This window comes from Pseudomonas sp. S4_EA_1b, from assembly GCF_016307435.1.
In the GTDB taxonomy this organism is placed as follows: domain Bacteria; phylum Pseudomonadota; class Gammaproteobacteria; order Pseudomonadales; family Pseudomonadaceae; genus Aquipseudomonas; species Aquipseudomonas rhodesiae.
Window position 1 is genome coordinate 53,987 of record NZ_JAEILC010000068.1, and the last position, 24,799, is coordinate 78,785.

22 protein-coding genes and 1 tRNA gene are annotated in these 24,799 nt (G+C 59.3%); 7 read left to right on the forward strand and 16 right to left on the reverse strand.

Going from position 1 to position 24,799, the window contains the following annotated elements; genetic code table 11:
* Nucleotides 1–28: 28 nt before the first annotated feature.
* From YA0848_RS21435 to YA0848_RS21445, 3 genes are read left to right on the forward strand one after another with little or no spacing between them, the layout of a single operon-like run.
* On the forward strand, nucleotides 29–1,399 hold the full coding sequence (locus YA0848_RS21435; protein WP_023082234.1) for a dihydrolipoyl dehydrogenase: 1,371 nt from the start codon (nucleotides 29–31) through the stop codon (nucleotides 1,397–1,399).
* Nucleotides 1,400–1,435: 36 nt separating this feature from the next.
* Nucleotides 1,436–1,759: a DsrE family protein gene (locus YA0848_RS21440; RefSeq protein WP_031668797.1), complete on the forward strand. Its 324-nt coding sequence runs from the start codon at nucleotides 1,436–1,438 to the stop codon at nucleotides 1,757–1,759.
* A gap of 36 nt (nucleotides 1,760–1,795) precedes the next feature.
* Nucleotides 1,796–2,686 (forward strand): LysR family transcriptional regulator, encoded by an 891-nt coding sequence (locus YA0848_RS21445; protein WP_023082233.1) that lies wholly within the window; start codon nucleotides 1,796–1,798, stop codon nucleotides 2,684–2,686.
* Between the two features lie 21 nt (nucleotides 2,687–2,707).
* Here the strand turns inward: YA0848_RS21445 and YA0848_RS21450 are convergent, their stop codons facing one another.
* Complete coding sequence (locus tag YA0848_RS21450; protein ID WP_023082232.1) at nucleotides 2,708–2,932, reverse strand: helix-turn-helix domain-containing protein; 225 nt, start codon at nucleotides 2,930–2,932, stop codon at nucleotides 2,708–2,710.
* Nucleotides 2,933–3,102: 170 nt separating this feature from the next.
* On the opposite strand from YA0848_RS21450, the gene YA0848_RS21455 reads away from it, so the two are divergent.
* Nucleotides 3,103–3,744 carry a substrate-binding domain-containing protein gene (locus tag YA0848_RS21455; RefSeq protein ID WP_031668795.1) on the forward strand — a complete coding sequence of 214 codons (642 nt, stop codon included), beginning with the start codon at nucleotides 3,103–3,105 and terminating at the stop codon, nucleotides 3,742–3,744.
* Nucleotides 3,745–3,797: 53 nt separating this feature from the next.
* Here YA0848_RS21455 and YA0848_RS21460 read toward each other — a convergent pair whose 3' ends face one another.
* The 6 genes from YA0848_RS21460 to YA0848_RS21485 form a co-directional block, all read right to left on the reverse strand.
* On the reverse strand, nucleotides 3,798–5,741 hold the full coding sequence (locus YA0848_RS21460) for a tyrosine-type recombinase/integrase (RefSeq protein ID WP_023082230.1): 1,944 nt from the start codon (nucleotides 5,739–5,741) through the stop codon (nucleotides 3,798–3,800).
* Between the two features lie 226 nt (nucleotides 5,742–5,967).
* Nucleotides 5,968–6,043: transfer RNA gene (locus YA0848_RS21465), tRNA-Gly, on the reverse strand.
* 63 nt (nucleotides 6,044–6,106) lie between these two features.
* Nucleotides 6,107–6,667 (reverse strand): CDP-diacylglycerol--glycerol-3-phosphate 3-phosphatidyltransferase, encoded by a 561-nt coding sequence (gene pgsA, locus YA0848_RS21470; protein WP_034097260.1) that lies wholly within the window; start codon nucleotides 6,665–6,667, stop codon nucleotides 6,107–6,109.
* Between the two features lie 32 nt (nucleotides 6,668–6,699).
* Entirely contained in the window at nucleotides 6,700–8,523 is a 1,824-nt protein-coding gene (gene uvrC, locus YA0848_RS21475) for an excinuclease ABC subunit UvrC (protein WP_034097259.1), read from the reverse strand.
* A gap of 1 nt (nucleotide 8,524) precedes the next feature.
* Nucleotides 8,525–9,166 carry a response regulator transcription factor GacA gene (gene gacA, locus YA0848_RS21480; protein ID WP_010566015.1) on the reverse strand — a complete coding sequence of 214 codons (642 nt, stop codon included), beginning with the start codon at nucleotides 9,164–9,166 and terminating at the stop codon, nucleotides 8,525–8,527.
* A gap of 151 nt (nucleotides 9,167–9,317) precedes the next feature.
* Entirely contained in the window at nucleotides 9,318–9,683 is a 366-nt protein-coding gene (locus YA0848_RS21485) for a helix-turn-helix domain-containing protein (protein WP_034097256.1), read from the reverse strand.
* Nucleotides 9,684–9,765: 82 nt separating this feature from the next.
* Between YA0848_RS21485 and YA0848_RS21490 the strand changes: the two genes are divergently transcribed.
* Nucleotides 9,766–10,005 carry a DNA-binding protein gene (locus YA0848_RS21490; RefSeq protein WP_034097254.1) on the forward strand — a complete coding sequence of 80 codons (240 nt, stop codon included), beginning with the start codon at nucleotides 9,766–9,768 and terminating at the stop codon, nucleotides 10,003–10,005.
* Between the two features lie 35 nt (nucleotides 10,006–10,040).
* On the opposite strand, the gene YA0848_RS21495 is transcribed toward YA0848_RS21490, so the two are convergent.
* Nucleotides 10,041–10,472: a GNAT family N-acetyltransferase gene (locus YA0848_RS21495; protein WP_034097252.1), complete on the reverse strand. Its 432-nt coding sequence runs from the start codon at nucleotides 10,470–10,472 to the stop codon at nucleotides 10,041–10,043.
* Nucleotides 10,473–11,222 (reverse strand): carbon-nitrogen hydrolase family protein, encoded by a 750-nt coding sequence (locus tag YA0848_RS21500; RefSeq protein ID WP_034115553.1) that lies wholly within the window; start codon nucleotides 11,220–11,222, stop codon nucleotides 10,473–10,475.
* A 618-nt stretch (nucleotides 11,223–11,840) separates the two neighbouring features.
* On the opposite strand from YA0848_RS21500, the gene YA0848_RS21505 reads away from it, so the two are divergent.
* Entirely contained in the window at nucleotides 11,841–12,911 is a 1,071-nt protein-coding gene (locus tag YA0848_RS21505; protein ID WP_169903885.1) for a 3-deoxy-7-phosphoheptulonate synthase, read from the forward strand.
* 75 nt (nucleotides 12,912–12,986) lie between these two features.
* On the opposite strand, the gene YA0848_RS21510 is transcribed toward YA0848_RS21505, so the two are convergent.
* The 7 genes from YA0848_RS21510 to YA0848_RS21540 all read right to left on the reverse strand — a co-directional run bounded on the left by YA0848_RS21510 (nucleotide 12,987) and on the right by YA0848_RS21540 (nucleotide 22,956).
* Nucleotides 12,987–13,409 carry a hypothetical protein gene (locus tag YA0848_RS21510; RefSeq protein ID WP_034097247.1) on the reverse strand — a complete coding sequence of 141 codons (423 nt, stop codon included), beginning with the start codon at nucleotides 13,407–13,409 and terminating at the stop codon, nucleotides 12,987–12,989.
* A gap of 135 nt (nucleotides 13,410–13,544) precedes the next feature.
* Nucleotides 13,545–17,159, reverse strand: coding sequence for a transporter substrate-binding domain-containing protein (locus YA0848_RS21515; protein ID WP_169903886.1), 3,615 nt, complete (start codon nucleotides 17,157–17,159; stop codon nucleotides 13,545–13,547).
* A 1-nt stretch (nucleotide 17,160) separates the two neighbouring features.
* Nucleotides 17,161–17,790 (reverse strand): response regulator transcription factor, encoded by a 630-nt coding sequence (locus YA0848_RS21520; protein ID WP_034097243.1) that lies wholly within the window; start codon nucleotides 17,788–17,790, stop codon nucleotides 17,161–17,163.
* A 303-nt stretch (nucleotides 17,791–18,093) separates the two neighbouring features.
* Nucleotides 18,094–18,810 carry an MgtC/SapB family protein gene (locus YA0848_RS21525; protein WP_034097241.1) on the reverse strand — a complete coding sequence of 239 codons (717 nt, stop codon included), beginning with the start codon at nucleotides 18,808–18,810 and terminating at the stop codon, nucleotides 18,094–18,096.
* A 16-nt stretch (nucleotides 18,811–18,826) separates the two neighbouring features.
* Nucleotides 18,827–21,532 (reverse strand): magnesium-translocating P-type ATPase, encoded by a 2,706-nt coding sequence (gene mgtA, locus YA0848_RS21530; protein ID WP_047882556.1) that lies wholly within the window; start codon nucleotides 21,530–21,532, stop codon nucleotides 18,827–18,829.
* 456 nt (nucleotides 21,533–21,988) lie between these two features.
* On the reverse strand, nucleotides 21,989–22,576 hold the full coding sequence (locus YA0848_RS21535; protein ID WP_169869070.1) for a GNAT family N-acetyltransferase: 588 nt from the start codon (nucleotides 22,574–22,576) through the stop codon (nucleotides 21,989–21,991).
* Nucleotides 22,577–22,611: 35 nt separating this feature from the next.
* Nucleotides 22,612–22,956 carry an FKBP-type peptidyl-prolyl cis-trans isomerase gene (locus tag YA0848_RS21540; protein WP_034097238.1) on the reverse strand — a complete coding sequence of 115 codons (345 nt, stop codon included), beginning with the start codon at nucleotides 22,954–22,956 and terminating at the stop codon, nucleotides 22,612–22,614.
* Nucleotides 22,957–23,157: 201 nt separating this feature from the next.
* Here YA0848_RS21540 and YA0848_RS21545 point away from each other — a divergent pair.
* Nucleotides 23,158–24,799, forward strand: a 1,642-nt coding sequence (locus YA0848_RS21545) for an FAD-dependent oxidoreductase (RefSeq protein ID WP_198731405.1), incomplete at its 3' end; no start/stop codon positions are given.

Here is a 24,799-nt window from a genome sequence, read left to right on the forward strand (position 1 = left end):
TGGCGGTTGACTTTGGTATGGGAACATCATGCAGACATTGAAAGTGGATATCGCGATCATCGGCGCGGGCACCGCGGGGATCACGGCATTTCATGCAGCGAGGGCCGCGGGCAAGAACGTAGTCCTCATCGATCGCGGGCCGTTGGGGACAACCTGCGCCCGCGTGGGCTGCATGCCGTCCAAGGCAGCTCTGCATGCGGGCATGCGGTGGTCGACCGCGAAAGGCCTGCCCGAAGGCAGCGCACTGTTGCAACCACATGGCCCGCAAGCATTGTGGCTCCACGCTAGGCAAACGCGGGACGCGCTGGCCAGCGGTGCTGCGCAACGGACGCGCAACGCGGCAGGAGACCAGCTGATCATGGCCGAGGCGCGCTTCATTGCTCCCGGTGTCTTGCAGGCCGGCCCCTATGTTGTCGAGGCCGACGCCGTGATCGTGGCAACCGGCTCCCGCCCCATCATCCCGCGCTTCCTGGAGGGCGTGTCCGACCGCATCCTGACCACCGATTCCCTGTTCGAGCAGGACGTGCTGCCCAAGCGCATGGGTATTCTGGGCCTGGGCGCGATCGGTCTAGAACTGGGCCTCGCGCTGTCGCGCCTGGATGTTCAGGTGATCGCGGCCGACCAGCGCGAGACCATTGGCGGAATCCTCGATCCAGAGGTGCAAGCTGCCGCCCGCCAGAGGTTCAGCCAGGAGCTTCCGATGTGGCTGGGCGGGTCGGTCGAGATCGACGACGCAGGCGAGCAGATACGCATGCGCCAGGGCGATCACAGCGCCTGCGTCGATCGCCTTCTGGTCGTGACCGGGCGCACTCCCAACACTGAAGCACTGCACCTCGGTGCTGCGGGGATTGCTCTGGATGAACATGGACGTCCACACGTCGACCCGCAGACCATGCGCGCAGCGGACGTGCCTGTGTACTTCGCCGGCGATGTCCAACCCGACCGACCGCTGATGCACGAGGCGGCGGACGAGGGGCAAATGGCCGCGCACGCCGCACTGGCCGGCCTGCACGGTCAAGCCTGGTCGGTACCCGCGCGCCGGGTGCCGATCGCGATCCTGTTCACCGACCCGGACGTGTGTTCGGTCGGCCTTTCGCATGAGGCTGCACAGCAGCGCGGCGCCATCATCGGCGTGGCGCAAGGCGGGGGCAACGGGCGCTCCAAAATACTGGACGCCCAAGACAACCTACTGCGCATCTACGTCGCCCCGGACAGCGGCGCCGTGCTCGGGGCCAGCATGCTGCTCACGCAGGGCGAACACCTGGCGCACTTGCTGGCTTGGGCAATCCAGGCGAAGCAGAGTGTCAATGATCTACTGGCAATGCCGTTCTACCACCCCTCCATCGAGGAGATGCTGCAAAGCGCATTGAAGTCGGCATTGCAGCAGCTAAACCCGTAACCGAACCTCTTTCCTCGCTATCACGCCTGAACCATCATGAGCCAAGACATCCAGAACCAAGCATTGAAAGTGATTCTGCATGCGCCGACTCCGCCAGCACTGGAGCGCGCGCGCAAGAATGCAGTCAATCTCCTGCGCGACGCGCCCGAGACCGAACTACGCATCGTCCTTAACGCAGAGGCTGTCGAGTCCGCGCTCGATCAGGCACACACAGACGTGGATACGCACACCTGGGTGTGCCCCACGACACTGACGCGAATCGGAAGAGAGAACCGACCGCCGCTTCAAGTGATGGAGGGTCCAGCCGTCATCGAGATAGCGCGCATGCAACGAGCGGGATGGGTCTATATCAGATCGTAGCAACAGGCCGCCAACGCGGCAGAAGGGGGAAAGGGCATGGAACTGCGCCATCTTCGCTACTTTGTCGTCTTGGCTGAGGAACTGCATTTCACACATGCAGCCGAGCGTCTGCACATCGAGCAGCCACCACTGTCCCGAGCCATCAAAGAGCTTGAGGATGAATTAGGTGCAACGCTCTTCGACAGGGATCGGAGAGGAACACGCCTGACTCCAGCCGGATCGGCGTTCTTGCAAGACGTGCGGAGAGTATTCTCGGCTTTGGAACAGAGCCGGGAGAACGTCAGGGCGATTGCTGCGGGCTTACAAGGCAGCCTACGCATCGCCATATCTGATGGCACTGTTGACCCGCGCCTGTCCGCCTACCTCGCCCACTGTCGCGAAGAAGAACCTGAGATAGAAATCCGGCTGAGCGAAGTTCCTCTGTCGGAGCAGTTGCGTGGGCTGCGATCGGTTGACTTCACGATCGGCTTTGCCCATACCGCAGAGGTTGGCGATGAAATCATCGCGGAGCCAATATGGCATGACCCGCTGATCTTGGCAGTACCCGCGCGACATCCACTTCTTGCTCATAAGGAGGTGCCACTTACAAAGCTTGCTTCCTATCCGCTCGTGCTGTGCGATCCGCAAGTATGCGAAGGCTACAGCCGCGAGCTGACACGGCTGCTGCGGCTACTGGAGCAAGAACCGAACGTCGTCGAGCACGCATCCTCATTGGACATGATGCTCACTTTGGTAGGCGCTGGATATGGGCTTGGTTTCACCACGGCGGCGAGGCTCGCGGTCAGCCACCGTGCAGATGTCGTTGCCCGTCCTTTAGCGGCGGATTCGGCCGTGATCACCACCTATCTGCTTCGGCCACACAGCGACACTTCATGCCCAGCATTGGAGCGCTTCATTACTCGACTGCGCTCCCAGGCGGACGGATAGAAGTCCATTTCCGGTACGGCGTTAGCCTGCGTCGGCATGAAGATTGCGTTCCGTTGCAGCCATCAGCTCGGTGCCACTCATCTTGAGTGCCGCGGCAACTTTCAGGATCACGGACAGCGAAGGCAAGTGCTCCCCGCGCTCGATCTTGCCCATGTGCGAACGCTCAATACCGGCCAGTGCCGCCAGCTCCTCCTGAGCAACACCCTGATCCATACGAAACGCGCGCACGGCCTTGCCGAATGCCAAGGCTGGCTCGGCTTCATATCTGGTGGTGCCTGGGGGACGGCCTCGTTGAACAGTACGCTTCTGCATTAACAGAAGCGTCGAACAGTCACGAGAATTTAACCACGTTAAATTTAACTCACAAGTATCATATGGGGCTGTTTTCTTAATCAATTCTCTTCTTGGGGGCTCTTATGCACGACGCCACGAGTCGATTCCCCCGTCTCAGACTTGCCGTAGCACCGGGCGTACCGTCATCGCATCTTTCAGCGCTTCTCGCGCTTCAACGCGCGGAAGAGCCAGAGGTCGCCGTCTCGTTTTTTGAGGTTGCACGTGACGTTCTGCTTCAGGGGCTTCGTGAAAGCCGCTACGACGCAGGGATGTCGCTTGAGGGGGCCAGCGACCCAGCCCTCAAGACGCAACCTTTGTGGGCCGAGAGCATGGCCGTCGCCGTGCCGCCGCGGTTCCATTTACTCGACAGGGCAAAGCTCACCATCGCCGATCTCCAGGGCTACCCGATCTATCGCTGGCAGGCCGAGGCTTGCCCTCTGCTAGATGAGAGGCTGATCTCCCTAATGCCGTTGGACCAGGAGAACATCCAGCGGGTGACTTCATTCGAGATGCTGGCGCTATGGGTTGCGGCTGGCTACGGCGTCGGGGTATCCGCGCGAGCGCGCATTGACCATGGTCAGGGATGGGGGATCACCATGCGGCCGCTCTCTGACGGTCCCTATGAGATGGTCACGTACCTGCACCGGCCCCACGCGCAAGCCGACTCCGTTTCGGAGCGCTTCGAGCAGAGAGCGCTGCAAATCACCGGGGCTGGTGCCACGTAACAACGCCCCTTTGGCCGGGGCCATTTCCCCGGCCAAAGGATGATGCACGGGGATCAGGCCCCCTCAAGCACCACCGCGTTGTCCACCAGCCTACGGACGCTCTGCCGCACATCTTCGGGGATAGGCTGCAGGGCAAAGGCCTCGGGCGCATCCTCACGGCGCTTGTAGTCGCCCATGATGACCCGGATGATCGCGGGCACGTTGGTCGGCGTGACCACATCAATGGCCGCGCGATCCCCCAGGTCCGGGTGCGGCTGGGTCAGCATGCGGTACAGGTCCCACGAGTCCGCATGCGGGCACTGGTTCATGAGCGTCTGGGCCAGCCTGTGCTTGAGCGGCACCAGTTGCCAGTCGGGAACACGCTGCCCTCGGTTGCCCAGGCTGATGGACAGCAGCTTACCCGCCTTCAGTTCCCGGTTGATCTGGTCTTTGGACTTGCCGGCCAGCTTGCCGAACAGCGGGACAGGCAGATTGTTCGGCGATTCGTACATGGCCAGCATTTCTTCGCGCTCGCGCTGGATGGCGGACACTTCCGGTTCCGGGGCATGCGTGGGAGGCGGCGGCACCTGCGACAGCCGCTGGAACGTGATTCCGCCGCTGTTCGAGGTCACGACGATGGGCGTTGCGACCACTGGCGGGACGCTAGGGACAACGGGCTCGGACACCGTGGAGGCCGCACCCACCGCTTCGTCCGCTTCCGCCATCGCCGGCACCCCATCGATGCGGATGGTCAGGTGCGCGCTCGCGGCTTCCACTTGGCCCTGTTCAAGCAGGTCCAGGCGGTCAGCCCAGTCTTGCATCATCCGGCGACGCGGTTCCACGTACTTGGCGTGGTTGTAGGCCGAGCTGACCTTGTTCGGATCGGAGTGCGAAAGCTGCGCGTCCACCCAAATCTTCGGGTAGCCGATCTCGTTGAGCGCCGTCGAGATGGTGCCGCGGATGCCGTGGCCGGTCAGGCGCCCCTCATACCCCATGAGCTGCACGGCCTTGTTGAGGGTGTTCTCGCTGATGCGCTTCTTGAGTTCGCTGCGGTGCGACAGCAGGTACTTCTGCGCCGGCCGCATCACGCCCAGGAGATAGCGCACGATCTCGATGGCCTGCAGGGACAGAGGCACGATGTAGGGCGGCACGTCCTGCGGCCGCTTGCCAGCCTTGCGCATTTCGTCCTGGAGCTGCTTGACCACCTGCGGCGGGATGATCCACAAGCCGCGGTCGAGGTCAAACTGTTCTGGTTCGGCCAACCGCAACTCGCCCGTGCGCACCCCCGTCAGGAACAGCAGCCGGACGCCAAGCTGAGTCTGCCAGCCCCGAGGGTTGTAGCACCGCAGCTTCTGAAGAAACTCGGGCATCTCGGGCAGGTGGAGGTAGGGGTTATGGGCCACCGGGGGCTTGGGTTCGGCCACCACATCCAGGTCCGCGGCCGGGTTGACTTCCAGCCCCTCGGCGATCACCAGGGCATAGCGGAACAACTGGTTGAACCAAGTGCGGACCTTCTCGGCGGTGGTGAACGCCTTGCGTTTCTCGATCGCCGCCAGAACGCCCAGGAGCTGGGGGCGGCGAATGTCGTAGACCGACATCTTCCCCAGGGTGGGCAGCACGTCCTTGTTGAAGATGCGCAGGATCTGCGAGAGCGTGCTCTGGCGGCCCTCCTTGAGTTCCTTGCGGCGATGCTCGACCCAGGCATCGAAGACGTTCTTGAAGGTATATTCGCCTGCCAGCCTGGCCGCGTGCCGACGCTGATCGCGTTCGATTTGGGGATCGATCCCCCTGGCGAGCAGGGCTTGGGCCTTGTCTCTCTCGGCGCGGGCCTCGCGCAGGCTGAGGGCGGGATAGCCGCCGAGGGACAAGCGCTTCTGCTTGCCCAGCCAGTAGTAGCGGAAGATCCACGACTTGCCGCCTGCGGCAGAGACCATCAGGCCCAAGCAGTCGTTGTCGGAGATGGTGTAGCGCTTGCCGGTGGTCCTTGCCTGCCGGACGGTCAGATCAGAGAGTGCCATTTCGAGGCTCCTAAGTTATGACTTAGGCTCTATGCTCGTCATGGTTCCCGCTCAGCCCCAGCAACTATCCGGTAGCCGCCCCACCCGTATTCTTGTGCCTCAATTGGTCACTCAAAAACGGTAGCTGTGGGTGGATTTCCGTGGCGCTCGCTGGAATGAAAAAAGGGGCCGAAGCCCCTCTTTTCAACGACTTACAGACGTCAGTAGAAGTCTGTAGATCATAACTTGGAGCGGGAAACGAGACTCGAACTCGCGACCCCGACCTTGGCAAGGTCGTGCTCTACCAACTGAGCTATTCCCGCGTCTTGGTGGTGCGCATTCTATAGAATCCTCATCACCCGTCAACCCCTTGATTCAAAAATGTTTTATTTCTTTTCAACGGTGGTGCGCAGATGAGGCCAGGCGGCGCGTAAATATTGGAGCATGGACCACAAGGTGAGGCCAGCGGCGATGAGCAGTAAGGCGTAGCCCAACAGGACCCAAAAGGTGAAATCGGACGGATTGGCCAGCAGGATCACCAGGGCAAGCATCTGCGCAGCGGTTTTCCACTTGCCCATGTTGGAGACCGCAACGTGGGCGCGGGCGCCGATTTCGGCCATCCATTCACGCAGGGCCGACACCACGATCTCGCGGCCGATGATCACGGCGGCAGGCAACGTGAGCCACAGGTTGCCGTGCTCCTGTACTAGCAGCACCAGGGCCACAGCCACCATCAGCTTGTCGGCCACGGGATCGAGAAATGCGCCGAACGGCGTGCTCTGCTCCAGGCGACGCGCCAGGTAGCCATCGAGCCAGTCGGTCGCTGCCGCGAAGGCGAATACCGAACTTGAGGCCAGGTAGCTCCATTGGTAGGGCAAATAAAACAGCAAAATAAAAATCGGAATGAGCAGGACGCGTAGAACGGTAATCAGATTAGGGATATTCATCGGCACAACTGGCTACGAGGTGGAAAGGCATTCTATTCGCTGTGCAGATTCGCATAAATCAACTCAGCGAGCTTTTTACTGATACCGGGTGCTTTGGCTATCTCGTCAATGCTGGCACGGGACAGCTCCTGCAAGCCACCAAAATGTTTAAGCAAGTCGCGGCGGCGCGTCGGGCCCACCCCCGCAACCCCTTCCAGGGTTGAGGTTCGTCGAGTTTTGCCACGGCGGGCGCGATGGCCGGTAATGGCGAAACGGTGAGCTTCGTCGCGGATCTGCTGGATCAGATGCAGGGCCGGCGAGTCACCCTTCAAGGTGAACTCGTGGGCGGCATCATTCAAGTACAGCGTTTCAAAACCGGCCTTGCGCGTGGTGCCCTTGGCGACACCCAGCAGGATCAGGTCGGGCACCGCCAGTTCGTTGAGTACATCACGGGCCATGGAGAGTTGGCCCTTGCCACCATCCACCAACAGGATGTCAGGGAGTTTGCCCTCGCCATCCTTCAATTTACTGAAGCGCCGTGTGAGGGCCTGATGCATGGCCGCGTAATCGTCGCCGGCGGTGACCCCTTCAATGTTGTAGCGGCGGTAATCGGACTTGATCGGCCCTTCCGGCCCGAACACCACGCAGGAGGCCACCGTGGCTTCGCCGCTGGAGTGGCTGATGTCATAGCATTCAAGGCGCTGCGGTGGTTCGTCCAGGTTGAGCACCTCAGCCAAGGCATCGAAGCGTGCGGCAACATGCTGTCGATTGGCCAGGCGTGCACTCAGAGCCTGTTCAGCGTTGGTCACCGCCAGTTGCTGCCAACGCGCACGAGTGCCACGCACGCGATGGCTGATATCCAGCTCGCGGCCGCGCAGTTCGTGAATGGCTTCGATCAGTGCGGGGAAGTCTTCATGGACCACGTTGACAATCAGTTCCGAAGGCAAGTCGCGCTCCGGACTGCTGACATAGTACTGCCCCAGAAACGCCGCCATGACTTCGGCCACATCCTCGTCGATACCGGTCTGCGGAAAGAAATTCTTACTACCGAGAACCCGCCCGCCCCGCACGCTGATCAGGTGCACACAAGCACCGCCCGGGTTGACGAACGCGGCGATCACATCGACATCGCCACTGCCACCTTCCATGCTCTGCTGATCCTGCACCCGCCGTAGCAACGAGATCTGGTCGCGCAGTTCGGCAGCCCGTTCGAAATTCAGGGCATTGGCTGCCTGCTCCATGGCCGCTGACAACTCGTCGGTGAGCGCATTGCTGCGACCTTCGAGGAACATCACAGAATGCCGTACATCCTCGGCATACTCCGCCGGCTCCACCAGCCCCACACAGGGCGCCTTGCAGCGCTTGATTTGGTATTGCAAGCAAGGCCGCGTGCGGTTTTTGTAGAAGCTGTCTTCGCACTGGCGCACAAAAAAGGTTTTTTGCAGCAGACTCAGGCTTTCACGAATCGCCCCCGCGCTGGGATACGGCCCGAAGTACTTGCCCTTCTGCTTCTTGGCCCCACGATGAATACTCAGGCGTGGGAAGTTGCCGTCGGACAGGAATACGTACGGGTAAGACTTATCGTCCCGCAGCAGGATGTTATAGGGGGGCCGCCACTCCTTGATCAGGGTCTGCTCAAGCAACAGCGCTTCGGTTTCGTTGGCGGTGATGGTGGTTTCGACCTGAGCGATACGCGCCACCAGGGCCGCAGTTTTCGGCGCGAGTCCGGTCTTGCGAAAGTAGCTCGACAGGCGGTTCTTCAGGTTCTTGGCTTTGCCCACATAAAGCAGGCGCGCCTCGCTGTCGAACATGCGGTACACGCCGGGGCGGCCGCTGCACGTCGAGAGAAAGGCGCTGGGATCAAACGGCGTGGTCATGTCAGGCGCTGGCGTCCACCATGCCGTGGCGCACCGCGAGCAGGGTCAATTCAACATCACTGCTGATGGCGAGCTTCTCGAAAATACGATAACGGTAGGTGTTGACGGTCTTGGGCGACAAGCACAGCTTGTCGGAGATGGCCTGCACTTTCTGGCAACCGACGATCATCAAAGCGATCTGGATTTCCCGCTCAGACAAGGCATCGAACGGCGAGTCGCTGGTGGGCTGGAACGATTTGATAGCCAACTGCTGGGCAATCTGCGGGCTGATATAGCGCTGACCGGCAAACACCAAACGAATGGCTTGCACCATTTCCGCCAAGCCGGCGCCCTTGGTCAGGTAACCGGCCGCGCCGGCCTGCAGCAAGCGCGTAGGGAACGGGTCTTCCTCGCACACAGTCACTACCACGACCTTGATATCCGGATGGCTGCGCAGCAATTTGGTGGTGGCACCCAGACCGCCGATGCCTGGCATCTTGACGTCCATCAACACCACATCGGGTTTCAATTCCCGGGCCTTGATCAGGGACTCTTCCCCCGACTCGGCCTGACCGACTACTTGCAGGCCGTCGATGTCAGCCAGCATTCGTGTAATGCCTGTACGAACGAGATCATGGTCATCGACTACTAGCACCCTAATCAAGCAGACACCTCGCGATATGGTCTTATAGGTTGCTGAACACCTTAGCAAAAAACCAAGGCGCAGACCTAGCTGCACGCGTCATATATATGGACGTTGGATAAGCAAAGGCCATCCGCCGAGGGGCGGATAGCCGCAATTGCTGGACGAAAGGTCAGGAATCCGAGGGCTGGACCTTGGATTTTCCGTTCACTGAAGCGCTGTGTTCGGCCAAGGTGGAGGTGAGGCGACGAATTGCATCTTGGTCCTCCTTGAACATCGCGCGGTAGTCACCCAATACTTTCTCTTCGATCTGGCTCAAATTATCGAGTTGAAGGGGCGTGGCGGTGCCAGTCAATACATAGAGCACATCTACGCCTCTTGCTGCGACGCGTGACAAATAATCGGCTTTAGGCGCGCGCCCGCCGCTTTCGTATTTACCTTGTGCATTGGCTTCGACACCTCCAATTTCACCAAAAACTTTCTGCGACAGGCCAAGTCGCTCTCTTTCTTGCCTCAAACGCGAACCGATTCCACTCATTTGGATGTATGATCCTAGTTGGCACACCCCAAGAGGTGACACCATCATCTCTTCGTTAAACGAACTTGAACGGTTTTGAACTATGCCCGGAATCCGTACTGCTGCACAAGCCAAGGCCTGGCTGGAACATCAAGGAAAGTCAGTTCAAGCGTTCGCCCGTGAACATGGCGTAGATCCGGCAACCACCTATCAAGTGCTCGCTGGGCGCAAAAAGGGGCGACGTGGAGAAGCCCATAAGGTAGCGGTCCTTTTGGGCATGAAAGAAGGGATCATCCTTTCTGAGGCTGATGGCCAAAACAACGATCAGGAAGTCGACTCCTGAGGCCAGTATGCGCTTATTAGGTTTACACGCACTGTTTAGCTTGGGCGACAGTCGCGCTCCATGCGCCAGAAGCAATCCTCTTCGCCAACAATACTCAACCCCATGCGCTGATACAGCCTGCGCGCCGGGTTGGTTTTGAATACGGTCAATCGCAATAGCCCCAAGGATTGCGCCTTCACGGTCATTTGCTGCAACACCCAACTGCCGGCACCCAGCCCACGACAGCCTTCGAGCATATGCAGCTCACGGATGTAGAGAGCCTTGCTGTCGCGGCTCAAGCTGATAAAGCCCAAAACTGAAGCCTCGCGGCAGATCAGCCAGTTTTCGCGACCGCCCCACGCCACATCAAAGCCATCGTTGGACCACAGCAAACCATACTGCTGGTAGTAGCGGCTCATCGCCTCATAGGTCAGGGTTCGGGCGAAAGTTCGGTCATTGTCCGTGGCGGCGCGCAGGTTAAACATCATTCAGAGCGCCACTACGTGGCCCGCCCACACGTCGTTATTGCGGCGCGCCACCAAGAGCGCCTCGCCCACGCCAGGCACAGCGGCAAGCAATCGGCCATCGGGGGACCAGATTGCGCTACGGCCAGCACAATCCCAGCCCCCCGAAGGGCCACCATGATTGGCCATCAACACCAACAGACGATATTCGGCGGCGTAAGTTTGTAACTGTGCACAATCCTTTGCATAACCGCCTTCACTGATCAGCACGCTGGCGGCATAGACATTCGCGCCCGCTTCAGCGGCGGCATGCGGATGACTGGCATGAGTGAAGTCCGCACATACCGATAAAGCGATGCGGTCATCCCCGAACTCTAAGGCCACACCGCCCTGCCCCGGGGCAAACGCCACTTCTTCGCCTGGATGCAGGTGCTGCTTGGTGTAGACCGCCCGGGAACCATCCGCTCCCAGTACCAGTGCGCCAATCATGACACCGGCATCGGGCGCCATCCGGATCGGCATCCCCACCACGACGGTCAGCCGAAGCTCCCTGGCCATTACGCGCAAAGGCGTCAGTTGCGCAGCGTCTGGTGCGATGGCCAAGTCGGCCGCGAGCGAAGGTTCATAGCCGGTCAGCGACAGCTCAGGGAATACCAGCAGTTGTACGCCCTGTTCTGCCGCCACCTGCATAAACGCCAAGTGCTGCCTAATGTTGGCGGGTACATCGCCGGGGAGGGAAATCGATTGAGCCGCAGCAAGAGTCAAGGCCGTCATGGGGTGTCCGAATAATCAGTCGCAACGTGTTACCAGCATATCGGCACTCCCCCATAGCGGTAAGTCCCATCATGCAATAGAAATTACCGATTGAATCCCATCGCACGTCTCTAGTAAGCTCCCGCCATCGTTTGGAGACATAACATGTTGCAACTCGCCCACCCTCAGGTTTGCCTAGCCGCCAGCGCCATGCGTTCGGTGTCGGTCGCCTGCGTGAACGGTTCGAGCGCACCTGTCAGCTTTTATTTTGGGTATTGGTTTAGCCACTGGCGCGCCTGATACCTGAAATCGGCGGCCACTACTCAAGGGGTCGCCTGCCAGAGAAATCTAACCCCCGGTCGGCTCCCCGACCGGGGGTTTTGTTTTTTCTGGCCCTTATTCTTTTTGCTTGATCACGAATATTTAACAGGAAGCACGACATGAACTACGCCACTTATTACCGCTACGACACTTCCACCGCATGGCGATTTAGCCAGCTCCGCTCGGGACAGTCTGCCGCCTCCGATCGGTCACCTATGGGTGGCAAACCAACACACATCGCCGATATGGCCAATTGTCGAACACCCCTGTAGGGCCGAGCGCGGGAATCGCCCGCTGCTCGCCCAGGAAGCTTTGAATATGAACTCCTCCGTCGCCGCTCTGCCCGTCTCCACCCTGATCAGCGCCAATCAGGCCCTGACCCAGCGTCTGCCCAGCGCCCTTGAGCTCAAGCAGCAGTTGCCGCTCAGTCCGTTCCTTGTCGAACAGATCCACGCCCATCGCCAAGCCGTGCGTGCCATCCTCAATGGCGAGGATTCGCGTTTGCTGGTGATTGTCGGCCCGTGCTCGATCCACGACCCCGAATCGGCCATGGAATACGCGCGCAAGTTAAAGAAACTCGCCCTCGAAGTCAGCGACCAGATGCTGCTGGTGATCCGTGCCTACGTCGAAAAACCGCGCACCACCATCGGCTGGAAAGGCCTGGCCTATGATCCTCACCTGGACGGCAGCGATGACATGGCCGCCGGCCTGACCCTGTCACGCCAATTGATGCGCGAAATGCTGCGTCTGGGCCTGCCGGTCGCGACCGAGCTGCTGCAACCCATGGCCGCCGGGTACTTCGACGACCTGCTCAGTTGGGTGGCGATTGGCGCGCGCACCACCGAATCGCAGATCCACCGCGAAATGGCCAGCGGCCTGGACATGCCCGTAGGCTTCAAGAATGGCACCGACGGTGGCGTTGCCATCGCCTGTGACGCCATGCGCTCGGCGGCCCACCCACATCGCCACTTCGGCGTCGACAGCCAGGGGCATCCGGCGATCATCCAGACCTCAGGCAACCCTGATACGCACCTGGTGCTGCGCGGTGGCCACCGTGGCCCGAACTACGATGCGCAGAGCGTGGCGCAGGTCAAGGGCGACCTGGCCAAGTCCAAGGTGGCGGCTCGGGTCATGGTCGATTGCAGCCATGCCAACAGTGGCAAGGACCCATTGCGGCAACCGGCGGTATTCAACGACGTGCTGGAGCAACGCCTGCAGGGCGACACCTCGCTGATCGGCATGATGCTTGAAAGCCATTTGTTCGAGGGCTGCCAGCCCTTGGGCGCGTCGATGCAATACGGTGTGTCGGTGACCGATGGATGCCTGGGCTGGGATGGCACCGAGCAGATGCTACGCGGCGCGGCACAACGCTTGCGCGAGCGCTGCTGATTCAGCCGAACTTGCTCGCCGCGTAGTGCGGACATGTCCGCCGCTGAGCGGCCCAGGCATCGTTTCGCAGTGAGGCTAGGCGCCTGCCACCGGCTGGCGCGATAGCTCGCGCAGCCACGGCAACACCCGAAGGCCGGTAGCGGCCTCGGGTGGGTCGATGATATCCATGAAGTGCTCGAGATTGACGTTGTCAGGCACACCCGGCAAGCGCACCAGTACCGCCGGCGTAGCGCCGGTCGGCTTGCAGAGATCGAGGTGGTCGTAGACCAGCACATGGCGAGCCTGAGGTTGCGGCTCGCAAGTATCGACCAGCAGCCCCGCATTGATGATCAGCACATCAAACGGCTCGGCCGGGATGGCCGTGAGTATCTGAACCTCTTCAAAGGTTTGCACCGGGACAATCCGGTGGTACCCCAATTGATTGAGCATTTTTTCGATGTACAGCCGTTGCAGGTGCTGTTCATCGGCAATCAGGATAGTCAGTGCTTTGTTCGGCATGGCAACCCCCCTGGGCAGGCAGTGCTCGTGATTGAGCCCCGCCCATTGTCCAGACATATTCCGACGACAAAATCAGGCATGTTCCCCGTTCACGTAGGAGTTCTCCCAAATCGGCCGAATGACCTTCTATCCCCGTCATGTCTGATTGCAGCGAAGTGCCAAGCTGTGATGCAGGCTGTCGATGGCCGACCTTATGGCCTCGACCGCCGCGCCCAAGGCGTCGAGCTGACGACGCTCACAAACGTTTTCCAAGGTTTCGGCGCACGCGATCAGCACCTGGGCTTTGACCATACGCGCCCCTCCTTTAACGCGATGGGCCAAATCATGCAGCTTGGGGAAATTGCGCTGCTCGTACAGCGTCGACAACATGGCGCTATCTTCTTTAAGACTGGCAAGCAACGGCGCCAACAGCTCCTCCAGCGCGGCCTTGTCACCGCCCGTCAGCGCGGTCAATGCACTCAAGTTGAACGCCGGTTCAGCCTCGTCGCTGACGACACACGCTGTGCGTGGCGCCAGCGCCGAGCGCAAATCCTCCAGACCGGTTGGTTTGAACAGACACCCGTCCATGCCGGCCTGACGGCAACGCGCGGTTTCTTCGGGCTGGGCATTGGCGGTAAATCCCAACACCAGGCACGGCACCAGGCCACGTTGGCGCTCTTGGGCGCGGATGTCGCGGGTCAGCGCGTAACCATCCTTGAGGGGCATGTTGCAATCGGTGATCACCCCATCGAAATGCCCGCTCTGCCACAACGCCAGCCCTTGCTCGCCGTCGTCGGCCGTCACGATATGATGCCCAAGGAAACTCAGTTGCCGCGCCAACAGCACGCGATTGGCCGGGTAGTCGTCCACCACCAGGATGTTGAGCGCCCGGGCCGGCGGGATGTGCGGCACAGGCAAAGAGACCGGCGCCTCGGTCGTCAGTGCCAGCACCAACGCCACGTCAATCCGTGTACCTTTGCCCAGCACACTGGTGAGGTGCAGTTGGCCGCCCATCATCTCGCACAAGTTGCGACTGATCACCAGGCCCAGGCCCGAACCGCTGCGCGCGGACTGTTCGTGATTGCCGCCTTGTATAAATGGATTGAACAAACGCTGCTGGTCTTCGGCGCTGATGCCGATGCCCGTATCTTCAACCCATAACCTCAGGTTCAAGTGACCGTCCAGATGGGTCGCGCCCATTGCGCCGAGGCGCACCTGGCCGGTGGCGGTGAACTTGATCGCATTGCCCAATAGGTTGGACACCACCTGCTTGAAGCGCAACGGGTCAAGCATCACCGCACAGTCGATCAACGGATCGAGTTCCACCTGCAGCGCCAGTCCCTTGTCTCGCGCCAGGCCCTCGAACACCCGTGCGACTGACGTCAGCAGTTCGTGCGGGTTGGCCGGAGCCAGGGTCAGGGATAGATGGCCGGACTCGATGCGCGCGATATCGAGAATATCGCCGATCAGCTCCAGCATGCCGCGCGAGGCCACCGAGGCCACTTCCAGTGCATCGCGATCGGCTCGGCCCTGCTCGGCGTTCTTCAGCGCCAGTTCGATCATGCCGATCACGGCGTTCATGGGGGTGCGAATCTCATGGCTCATGGTGGCCAGGAACGTGGTCTTGGCGCGGTTGGCGGCGTCGGCGTCTTCCTTGGCTTCCTGCAATTGGCCCAGCAAGCGCTGGCGCTCACTGACATCGACCCAGCCGGCAATCATGCCCACGACCTTTTCGTCACCGTCACGGTACGGCAGCATCCATTGATAGATGGTCAGCACTTCGCCACTGGGAAGCTTGAGCACGCGGTCATGAATCTGTGGCTCGCCACGCTCCATCAACTGCAGGTAATCGGCATGGAACGACTGGGCCTGAGGCGGGTTGCCGGTGTCGGTTTCCACCACGGTCTTGCCGATCACGTCTTCGAGCTTGAAGCCGAACACGTCCAGGTAAGCATTGTTACAGGCCATCAGCCGACCCTGGCGGTCACGCACGTAAATCGGATGGGGGGTGCCGTCGATGAGCACGCTCATAAACCGCATCTGATCGCTCAACGCCCGCTCGGCCTGGGCACGCTTGCGAATCAGGTTGCGTAGATAGAGGATCCAGCCCAACGTCACCAATAGCAGCAACGCGGCGAGGCCAAAGCCTTGAATAATCACATTGCGATGACGCATCCAATAGCTGTCTTCCACGATGATCTCGTTGCGCCAGTGATTGGTCAGCTCGTCCATTTCTTCTGGCGTGATGCTCAACAAGGCTTTATCGAGAATCGAGTACAGCTCCAGTTGGCCACGATTGACCCCGAAGGTGATGCGCGCCGGCTCGGTGCCGATGGTACTGGTGATGCGCAGTCCATCACGGTAATGGCGCGCGATCATATAACGCGCGCTGATCAGCGAAACCGCGGCAGCCTCCACACTGCCATTGGCCACCAATTCCATGGCCTGCTCAGGGTTTTCCACATCGACGAAAACAACCCGCGGGTAGTGCACGGCGATGTAGGACGCCAGACCGCCACCGCCGATCAACGCTAGACGCTTGTCGACCATGTCTTCCAGGGTGATCAGGTTCTCATTGCCGGAGGCCACCACTAATACATAGGGGTTAGACAGGTAGGGCCGGGTAAAACGGATTTTCTCCGAGCGTTCCACGCTTGGCGTGACGACCGCCAGCATGTCCGCTCGCCCAGTACTGACCTCATCAATTTGCCGAGGCAGCGAGCTGCCACGCTCCACATCGAATTTCAAACCGGTACGCAGGCTGATGCGCGATAAAACCTCGGCGCTCAACCCTTCGAATTGCGCTTGCTCGTTGAAATACGACAGCGGCAGGAACTTATCGAGCACCGCCACTTTCACTCGGGGATTTTTCTCCAGCCAACGCTGCTCACTCGCACTCAAACGCAGCCGGTCGGCGTCCAGGAAGCCGCTGCCGCCGGCACTCCAGCGGCGCAGGATTTCCATCTGCTGGTTGGCCGGCACCGCTGCCAGCGCAGCGTTGATGATGGTCAGTAGGCGGGTGTTGTCCTTGACGAAGGCAAAGCCGAACGGGTTGACCTCCAACGCAGAGAAATCCGCCAAGCGCACATTATTGAGATGGTTCTTGTTGATCAGGTAACGCGCACTGATCGCATCGCCCAAGTACACATCCGCCTGGCCGAACGCTACGGCGCCGATGGCTTCGAACGTCGAGCCAAACAACAGCAACTGCGCATGGGGATAAAAGGCCTGGACGACGTCGGGCTGCATATAGTGGTAAAGCATCGCCACGCGCTTGCCCGCCAGGTCCGCGCTGAGGGCGTGACTGTCGCCGCTGCGTGTGACCAATGCCGGTTGGTCATTGGCATAAGAGCGGGACAGCACTAGTTGCGGGTCGGCCGCTTCATAGCCATTGGCCGAACCCACAAAATCTACGACGCCGGTCTTGAGGGCTTCGATCACCTCATCGCGGGTGTCGAAGCGCTGCACATCAACCGCCACATTCAATATGTCCGCAATCAACGCCGCATAATCGGCGGTGATGCCTTCGAGCTCGTTCTTGTTGTTGGTCAAGTCAAACGGGGCGTAATCCGGCCCGGACACGCCCATCACCAGCACGCGGCGCTCCCGCAGCCAGCGCCAGTCGGCTTCGTCCAGCGTCACGGAAGCGTCTTTCAGGGTGGAGTGACCCAGCAACTGCAGTTGATGCGGTTCGTCCAGGGCCATCGCCGCCTGCGGCAACAGCCCTATCAGAAGGATGGCCGTGAGTTTCGCCAGCCGAGAGGTGATCATTTCAAATCAGATGATTGCGTTGGGCGAACTTGGACAAGTGCACCACCGAGGACATGCGTAGTTTTTCCTTGAGCCGGGTTTTGTAGGTGCTGATGGTCTTGTGACTCAACAGCATATCCGCAGCGATCTGCTTGTTGCCCAGGCCCAGGGCCAGTTTCTGCAACACAGTCAGTTCGCGGTCCGACAACGAATCCACCAATTCCTTCTCCGAGGACTGCAGATCGTCACGGCGTACCGAACTGGTGGCCAGGCTGGGAAAACAACTGTAGCCCGAGCGGATCGCTCTGATAGCCTTTTGCAGTTCATCGAGTTCACCGGTTTTAGCGACAAACCCCATCGCACCGGCGCGCATGCAGCGAGTGGAAAAGAACTCCGCCAGATACGACGTGAGCACCAGGATCTTGCAGGGAAGTTCCAGGGCCTTGATACGACTGATAACCTCCAACCCCCCGAGCTTGGGCATCGCCAAGTCGAGAATGACCAGGTCCGGGCGTTCCTCTCGGGCAATCTGCATCGCATCGGCACCATTGCCTGCTTCAAAAATCTTATCGAAGCCTTCTTGCTTCAACAGGTATTTGACGGTGGCACGTATAAAAGGATGATCATCCACAATTAAAGCTTTGTTGCTCATAAGACTCCCCTGGGAGGATCAATACGCTTACATATCAAGCGAGCCTCATCTACCTGTGAAAAGTAACAGTTCCGACAAACGGTTCTGATTACTCAGCGCAACGCCTACAGGCAGTACAGGCCCCCTCTTTTTCGAACACACAGTAAAAACGTAGCGTTGCGCCTTGATGCAAAGCGGGCGCAAGCGCGCAACCATAGCAACGGTGCGCGTGTTCAAATGAAGGGCTAGTCCCGAATACTTGTAGGAGTTTTCCTCGCTAGAGCATAGCCAAGCTCGGCAGCGTAGGCGTCCGCCCTCAGGGGCTTACTCGGTGGTACTGGGGCTCCAGAACGCCTGCACCACCAGGGTCGACATGGAGATGCGCGCCACCAGCGCATCCAACTCGTCACCGTCCACCGAGGTCACGGCCAGTGTGGCCTCGATCTCCACTTCCTCTGGACCGAACGGGCGCACGTCCACGTCGCTGGCCGGGTAGTTGCAGCGCGCCAATTCCGCTTCGAGCAATGCCAACACGGCCTTTTGCTGGGTACGCCGCGCGATGACATACAAGATATTGGTGACCTCCGCCGACACCACATCCAGCGGCTGACGATTGATGTTATTCACGATCGGCCGCAGCAAGGTGTTGGCCGCCAGCACAAACAAGGTGCCCAGCAGCGCTTCGAGAATCAGGTCCGCGCCGGCGCAGGCACCCACCGCCGCCGACGCCCACAGCGTGGCGGCGGTGTTAAGCCCGCGCACATTGCCTTCCTCACGCATGATCACGCCCGCGCCCAGAAAGCCGATGCCCGACACTACATAAGCCACCACGCGCACCGCGCCGTCCGCACCACCGAGGCGGTTGGCCATGTCGACAAAAATGGCCGCGCCCACCGCCACCAGCACGTTGGTGCGCAGCCCCGCCGTGCGCTGGCGGTACTGACGTTCGAAGCCGATCAGCCCACCGAGAATAAACGCTGCGGTGAGGCTGACCAGGGTATCGATCAGGGAATCGAGGTTGATGTTGTTGATTGCCTGCATGGTAAATCGCCCCGTTTCACTGCCAGCCAAACTTACGGATGTAGTAGCCCTTCACCGCCTGGGTCAGCCCCATGTACGCCAGCAGAATCACCGGCAAAAACACAAAGTACAGCGATGGCAGCGCCTGCAATTTGAAGTAGTGCGCCAGCGGGCCCATTGGCAAAAAGATGCCCACCGCCATGATCACGCCGGTCATCACCATCAACGGCAGCGCCGCGCGGCTTTGCAGGAACGGGATTTTCGGGGTGCGGATCATGTGCACGATCAGCGTCTGGGTCAGTAGGCCCACCACGAACCAGCCGGACTGGAACAGCGTCTGGTGATCCGGTGTATTGGCATCGAACACGTACCACATGAGGGCGAAGGTGGTGATGTCGAAGATCGAACTGATCGGCCCGAAGAACAACATAAAGCGCCCCACGTCCCCCGGCTGCCAGCGCTGCGGTTTGGCCAGCATGTCCGCATCGACGTTGTCGAACGGAATTGCGATCTGCGAGATGTCATACAGCAGGTTCTGCACCAGCAGGTGCATCGGCAGCATCGGCAGGAACGGAATGAACGCGCTGGCGACCAGCACGGAGAACACGTTGCCGAAGTTGGAGCTGGCGGTCATCTTGATGTACTTGAGCATGTTGGCGAAGGTGCGCCGACCTTCCAGCACGCCCTCCTCCAGGATCATCAGGCTCTTTTCCAGCAGGATGATGTCCGCGGCTTCCTTGGCGATGTCCACCGCGCTGTCCACCGAAATACCGATATCCGCCGTACGCAGCGCCGGTGCATCGTTGATGCCATCGCCCATAAAGCCCACCACATGCCCGTTGGCCTTGAGCAGGCGCACAATGCGCTCCTTGTGAGCTGGCGTGAGCTTGGCGAACACGTTGGTGGTTTCCACCGCCACGGCTAGTTCGGCGTCGGTCATCGCTTCGATGTCGTTCCCCATCAGCAGGCCCTGTTGCTCCAGGCCGACTTCGCGGCAGATCTTTGCGGTGACCAGTTCGTTATCGCCAGTCAGCACCTTGACTGCCACGCCGTGGGCCTTGAGCGCTTTGAGTGCCGGTGCAGTGCTTTCCTTGGGCGGGTCGAGAAACGCTACATAACCGATCAGCGTGAGGTCGTTTTCATCGGCCAGGCTGTAGGTGTCACGCCCCGCTGTCATTGGCCTCGCGGCCACCGCTACCACGCGCAGCCCTTCTTCATTGAAAGCAGCAGTCACCTGCCGGATGCGCGCCAGCAGTTCTTCGGTCAGCGCTTCATTGGTGTCGCCGTGGCGCACGCTGTTGCACACCGACAGAATCTCTTCCACGGCGCCCTTGCAGATCAGCAGGTGCGGCAGGCCTTGTTCAGCCACCACCACCGACATGCGCCGGCGGTTGAAGTCGAACGGAATCTCATCGACTTTCTGAAACGCCGTACCCACCTTCAGTTCACGGTGCACTTCCACATGTTCAAGCACCGCCACGTCCAACAAGTTTTTCAGGCCGGTCTGGTAGTAACTGTTGAGGTAGGCCATTTCCAAGACGTCGTCGGACTCTTCGCCCCACACGTCGACATGGCGTGCCAGAAAAATCTTGTCCTGGGTCAGGGTGCCGGTCTTGTCGGTGCACAGCACGTCCATCGCGCCAAAGTTCTGGATCGCGTCCAGGCGCTTGACGATGACTTTTTTGCGCGACAGAAATACCGCACCCTTGGCCAGGGTCGAGGTGACGATCATCGGTAGCATTTCCGGGGTCAGGCCCACGGCAATCGACAGTGCGAACAGCAGCGCTTCGGTCCAGTCGCCTTTGGTGAAGCCGTTAATGAACAGCACCAGCGGCGCCATCACGAACATAAAGCGGATCAGCAACCAACTGACCTTGTTCACCCCATGCTGAAACGAGGTGGTGGCACGGTCAGTAGCGGTGACCCGCTGGGCCAGCGCGCCGAAATAGGTGCTGTTGCCGGTGGTGAGGATCACCGCCGTGGCCGCACCGGAAACCACGTTGGTGCCCATGAACAGTATGTTTTCCAGGTCCAACGGGTTACGAGTCTGGGCGTCCTGCTGCAGGGCGAATTTCTCCACCGGCATCGATTCGCCGGTCATCGCCGCCTGGCTGACAAACAGGTCTTTGGCGCTGAGCACGCGGCAATCGGCGGGAATCATGTCACCGGCCGACAGCACGATCAGATCGCCCGGCACCAGTTGCTTGATCGGCAGTTCGATGCGCTTGCCGTCATCCCGGCGCAGCACCGTGGCAGTGTTGCTGACCATGGCCTTCAACGCATCGGCGGCCTTGTTGGACTTGGCCTCCTGCCAAAAGCGCAGCAAGGTCGAGAGCACCACCATGGAGAAGATCACCGTGGCGGCCTTCATGTCCTCGGTCAGCCAGGAGATCACCGCCAACAGGGTCAGCAGCAGGTTGAACGGATTTTTATAGCAGTGCCACAGGTGCACCCACCACGGCAGCGGCTGCTCGTGCTCGACCTCGTTGAGGCCGTACTGCACGCGTAGGGCGTCGGCCTCGGCGGCGGTCAGGCCGTCGGTGTGGCTGCCCAGCGTACCGAGCAATTGCACAGCGCTGCTGTTAGCCGCGCCGACCAGGGTTTGTGCCAGGGTCGGCGGCACTTCGCGGCTGACGCTGGCGTCGTTGACGGTCTCAAGCATGGCCAGGCGACGGAAGTGCCGGGCAATGTGCCGGGTCCGCAGGAAGCCGGCGAAGAACTCTTTAAGCAGAGCAAGGTTCATGAGTATTACTCCTGCGCGAGGAAACCGTCGTGCAGGTACGGCCCGTGCGCACCGCGCCCTCGAACAGGCACAGTCACACCGGGCTCGCCCGCCGGATAAAAGGCAGGCGCGTCCGTAGCAGCCCGAGAGAACCCGGGAGCTGGTCAGCGTCGATGAGAGAGGATCGAGGCACAGCCAGGACAGGCTGCGGCCGGGATGCCGCTTCTCGCGTTAGTGGCGAGACAACGGCATCGAAAGCATGCGCGTTATCTTGCCAAGTATGTGCCGGTTATCAGAACCGGCCGACTACTGTCACTCGAACAAGTACCCACTGAGGGTCTCCGCAATTGATGAAAACGCGCGAAGCTTACGCCCCGATTTCCGGAGAGTAAACCGTAGGAAAGTTTCTGCATGATGAATAAGAAAGTTCTTCAGGATGGGTTCAGGAAGGGCGTCTTGGGCGACGGAGAGTCTGGGTCAAGAGGCATCCGCTCGGTCTCGCGGCACCTGGCTCAAATACTCATCCATCCCTGCGCCACACAACGCCATGACCCGAATCGACACGCTATTTTCCTGGCGTCCCATGACGATCCCTGCGCGCGTGCGCACCGGCACATAGCCGAGCCGGGACCAGAAACGCTCGGCCTTGCGATTGCCGATCACCACACTCAGCCGCAACCATCGGGCACCGTTTTTTACCGCCCACGCTTGCAAGCCTGAATGCAGGCGCTGAGCAAACCCGGTGCCGTGCAAGCGTGTGTGCACCAGAAGCAAACCGATATGCCACACGCCGGCAGCAAGCACATCGGCAGCCATGTTCACGACCGCGACCAGCTGCCCCTCCGCATCGCGGTAACCCAGCCAATACATCCGTCGACACTGCCAGCCTGGCGGCAACGGGCTCTGTAGCTCTTCGCGCGCCTCGGTCGGGCGGGCCGGCTCGCCATTTACCGCGATGAAATAATCCGGTGCTTGCTCAAAAAAACACTGCAACTGCGCCTCGTCGGCAGCGTGCAATTCACTCACGCGAATGCCTTCAACCCCGCATTCAGGCAAAACCTCCATGTCGCGCTCCCTCCTCCTGATCATTTGCCCAGGGATTAATCATCCCGCGTCAGCACTTCCAGCAACTCGATCTCAAAATGCAAATCGCTGTTGGGCTTGATATGCGCGCCCATCGAACGCTCGCCATACGCCAGATGCGCCGGCACGAACAAGCGACGCACCCCGCCCACCTGCATGCCCATCAGGCCCTGGTCCCAGCCCTTGATCACGCGCCCTGTGCCGATCACGCACTGGAAGGGCTTGCCGCGCTCCCAAGAGGAATCGAACACGGTGCCGTCCGCCAGCGTACCGGTGTATTGAGTGGTGATCAGCGCGCCTTTGACCACGGCTTTGCCGGTGCCTGGGCGGATGTCGGTGATCTGGAGTTCGTTGGGGTTCATAGGGACTCTTTGAAAGTTGAAAACTCAGCGTTTTCCCAGAATCGGGCGGGCTTGGCAAGCTTGGAGACAACCGTCAGACGCCCTCCACCTACACGCGACGGCGACTTACCTTTACCTCAAATCACACGCTGCTGATTTTCACATTCGGTGTTGATGTTCAACCTAAAGAGTGACCAATACCTCTGAACAGGAAGATTAAAAATGACCATCGGCTCCAGTTTCAATTACCCCGCAGATATCGCCCGGGAGCATCGTCAAAAAAAGCGAAACGCTAACAAAAATTGGAGAGCCTCATTCCCCAATCCACCCGACTTGTGTTTCGACTATCGAATGTTGGTGGAGCAAGACAATGGCATCGCCCAAGCGACCGACGTAGGCCACAAAATCTGCGTAATAGGTGCAGGTATTACAGGCTTAACGACTGTTCGCGAATTGCATAGATGCGGTTTCGAAAATATTACATTGATTGAAAAGTCGAGCCGCGTAGGCGGCCGACACTTTACGGCCCTCGGCAGCAACAACACGGCCACTGTTGGTCGCCCTCCTTTTGAGTTAGGTGCAATGAGAATGCCTTTTTTCAACAAAACAAATGAGCCTCCCAAAGATGGCCGGTCCCTCATGGCTTATTACGCCAGCGAGTTTGAACTGGTCCACTCCGATTTCCCAAACCCCGGAAGCCCTACAGTCCATTCAACCGGGATCTATCTGCGTGAGGGATGCTTGGATGGGGATAGTGAACCGAACATGCTTATTTGGAAAAATACAGATGGAAAAACGGCTCCGCCTGGAGAACTCTTACGCCTCGTATTTACCAAGTGGAAAACCTTTGCCGAGCGGATGACACTGCATATCTGCGAGCATTACGGCTCCGAGTACTGGGAGACAATGTGGGCTGCGATCGTGAAAAAATACGAAGCAACTTCGTTTCGTGATCTCGTGAAGATGCCTGCCATAGATCAATGGTCGCAGATTGATCCTGGGAATTTCGGCGGGATGGGTATGACCGCGCAGGAATCTGCTATTTTTTATTCTATCGGTATTGGTGACGGCAGTTGGGGGGCATTCTACGATGTATGCTCACTTTACCCGATACGCACAGCGATGTTTGGCTTCAGCAGTCATCTACAGCTAATCCACGGACGCGTGGATAGCGATGGTAAACCGATACCATCTCCCTATCTTGAAGCAAGGACAATCAGTGATTCAAGAGGGCTAAAATTTAGTAAACCAAACTATATTGGCCTCGCCTCGCTGGCAGAGTCCCTACTCTTTATAAAATCGCGCGAAACCGCAGACTCACCTTACGAACATCTAATTAAAAACCCTGCTGGATTATTGACAAACTGCGCTGTCACAAAACTTAAAAAACTTAGCAACGCAAAAATCAGGGTTTATTACGATTGGAACGTCACATCCCCTCTCATGACCAAGCAAGAGTTTATTGATGCTGACTCAGTCGTCATGACGCTTCCGTCATGGCTGATAGAAACGCAAATTCAGCTCGAGGGATTTGATCAAAAAATGCTGCCTTTCGAAACGATAACCGCCTACAAGACAGCTCATTGGGAAAGCAGCTGCAAAGTATATGCACCATTGAAAAAAACATTCCTAAGCTTCAACAAAAAAATACCCCAAGCCATTGTCACCGACAGTTTCATTCATGACGCTTACACTTACCGCTACAACAACAATGACACTTATGACTGCATCCTCTTGAGCTATACATGGGAGGATGACGCAATGAAGCTTTCATCGTTCACCGACAAAGAACTTGTCGACAAATGCATAGCAGAACTAGATAGGATCCTTCTAAACTCAAATAATATTAAACAGCGTATATCCC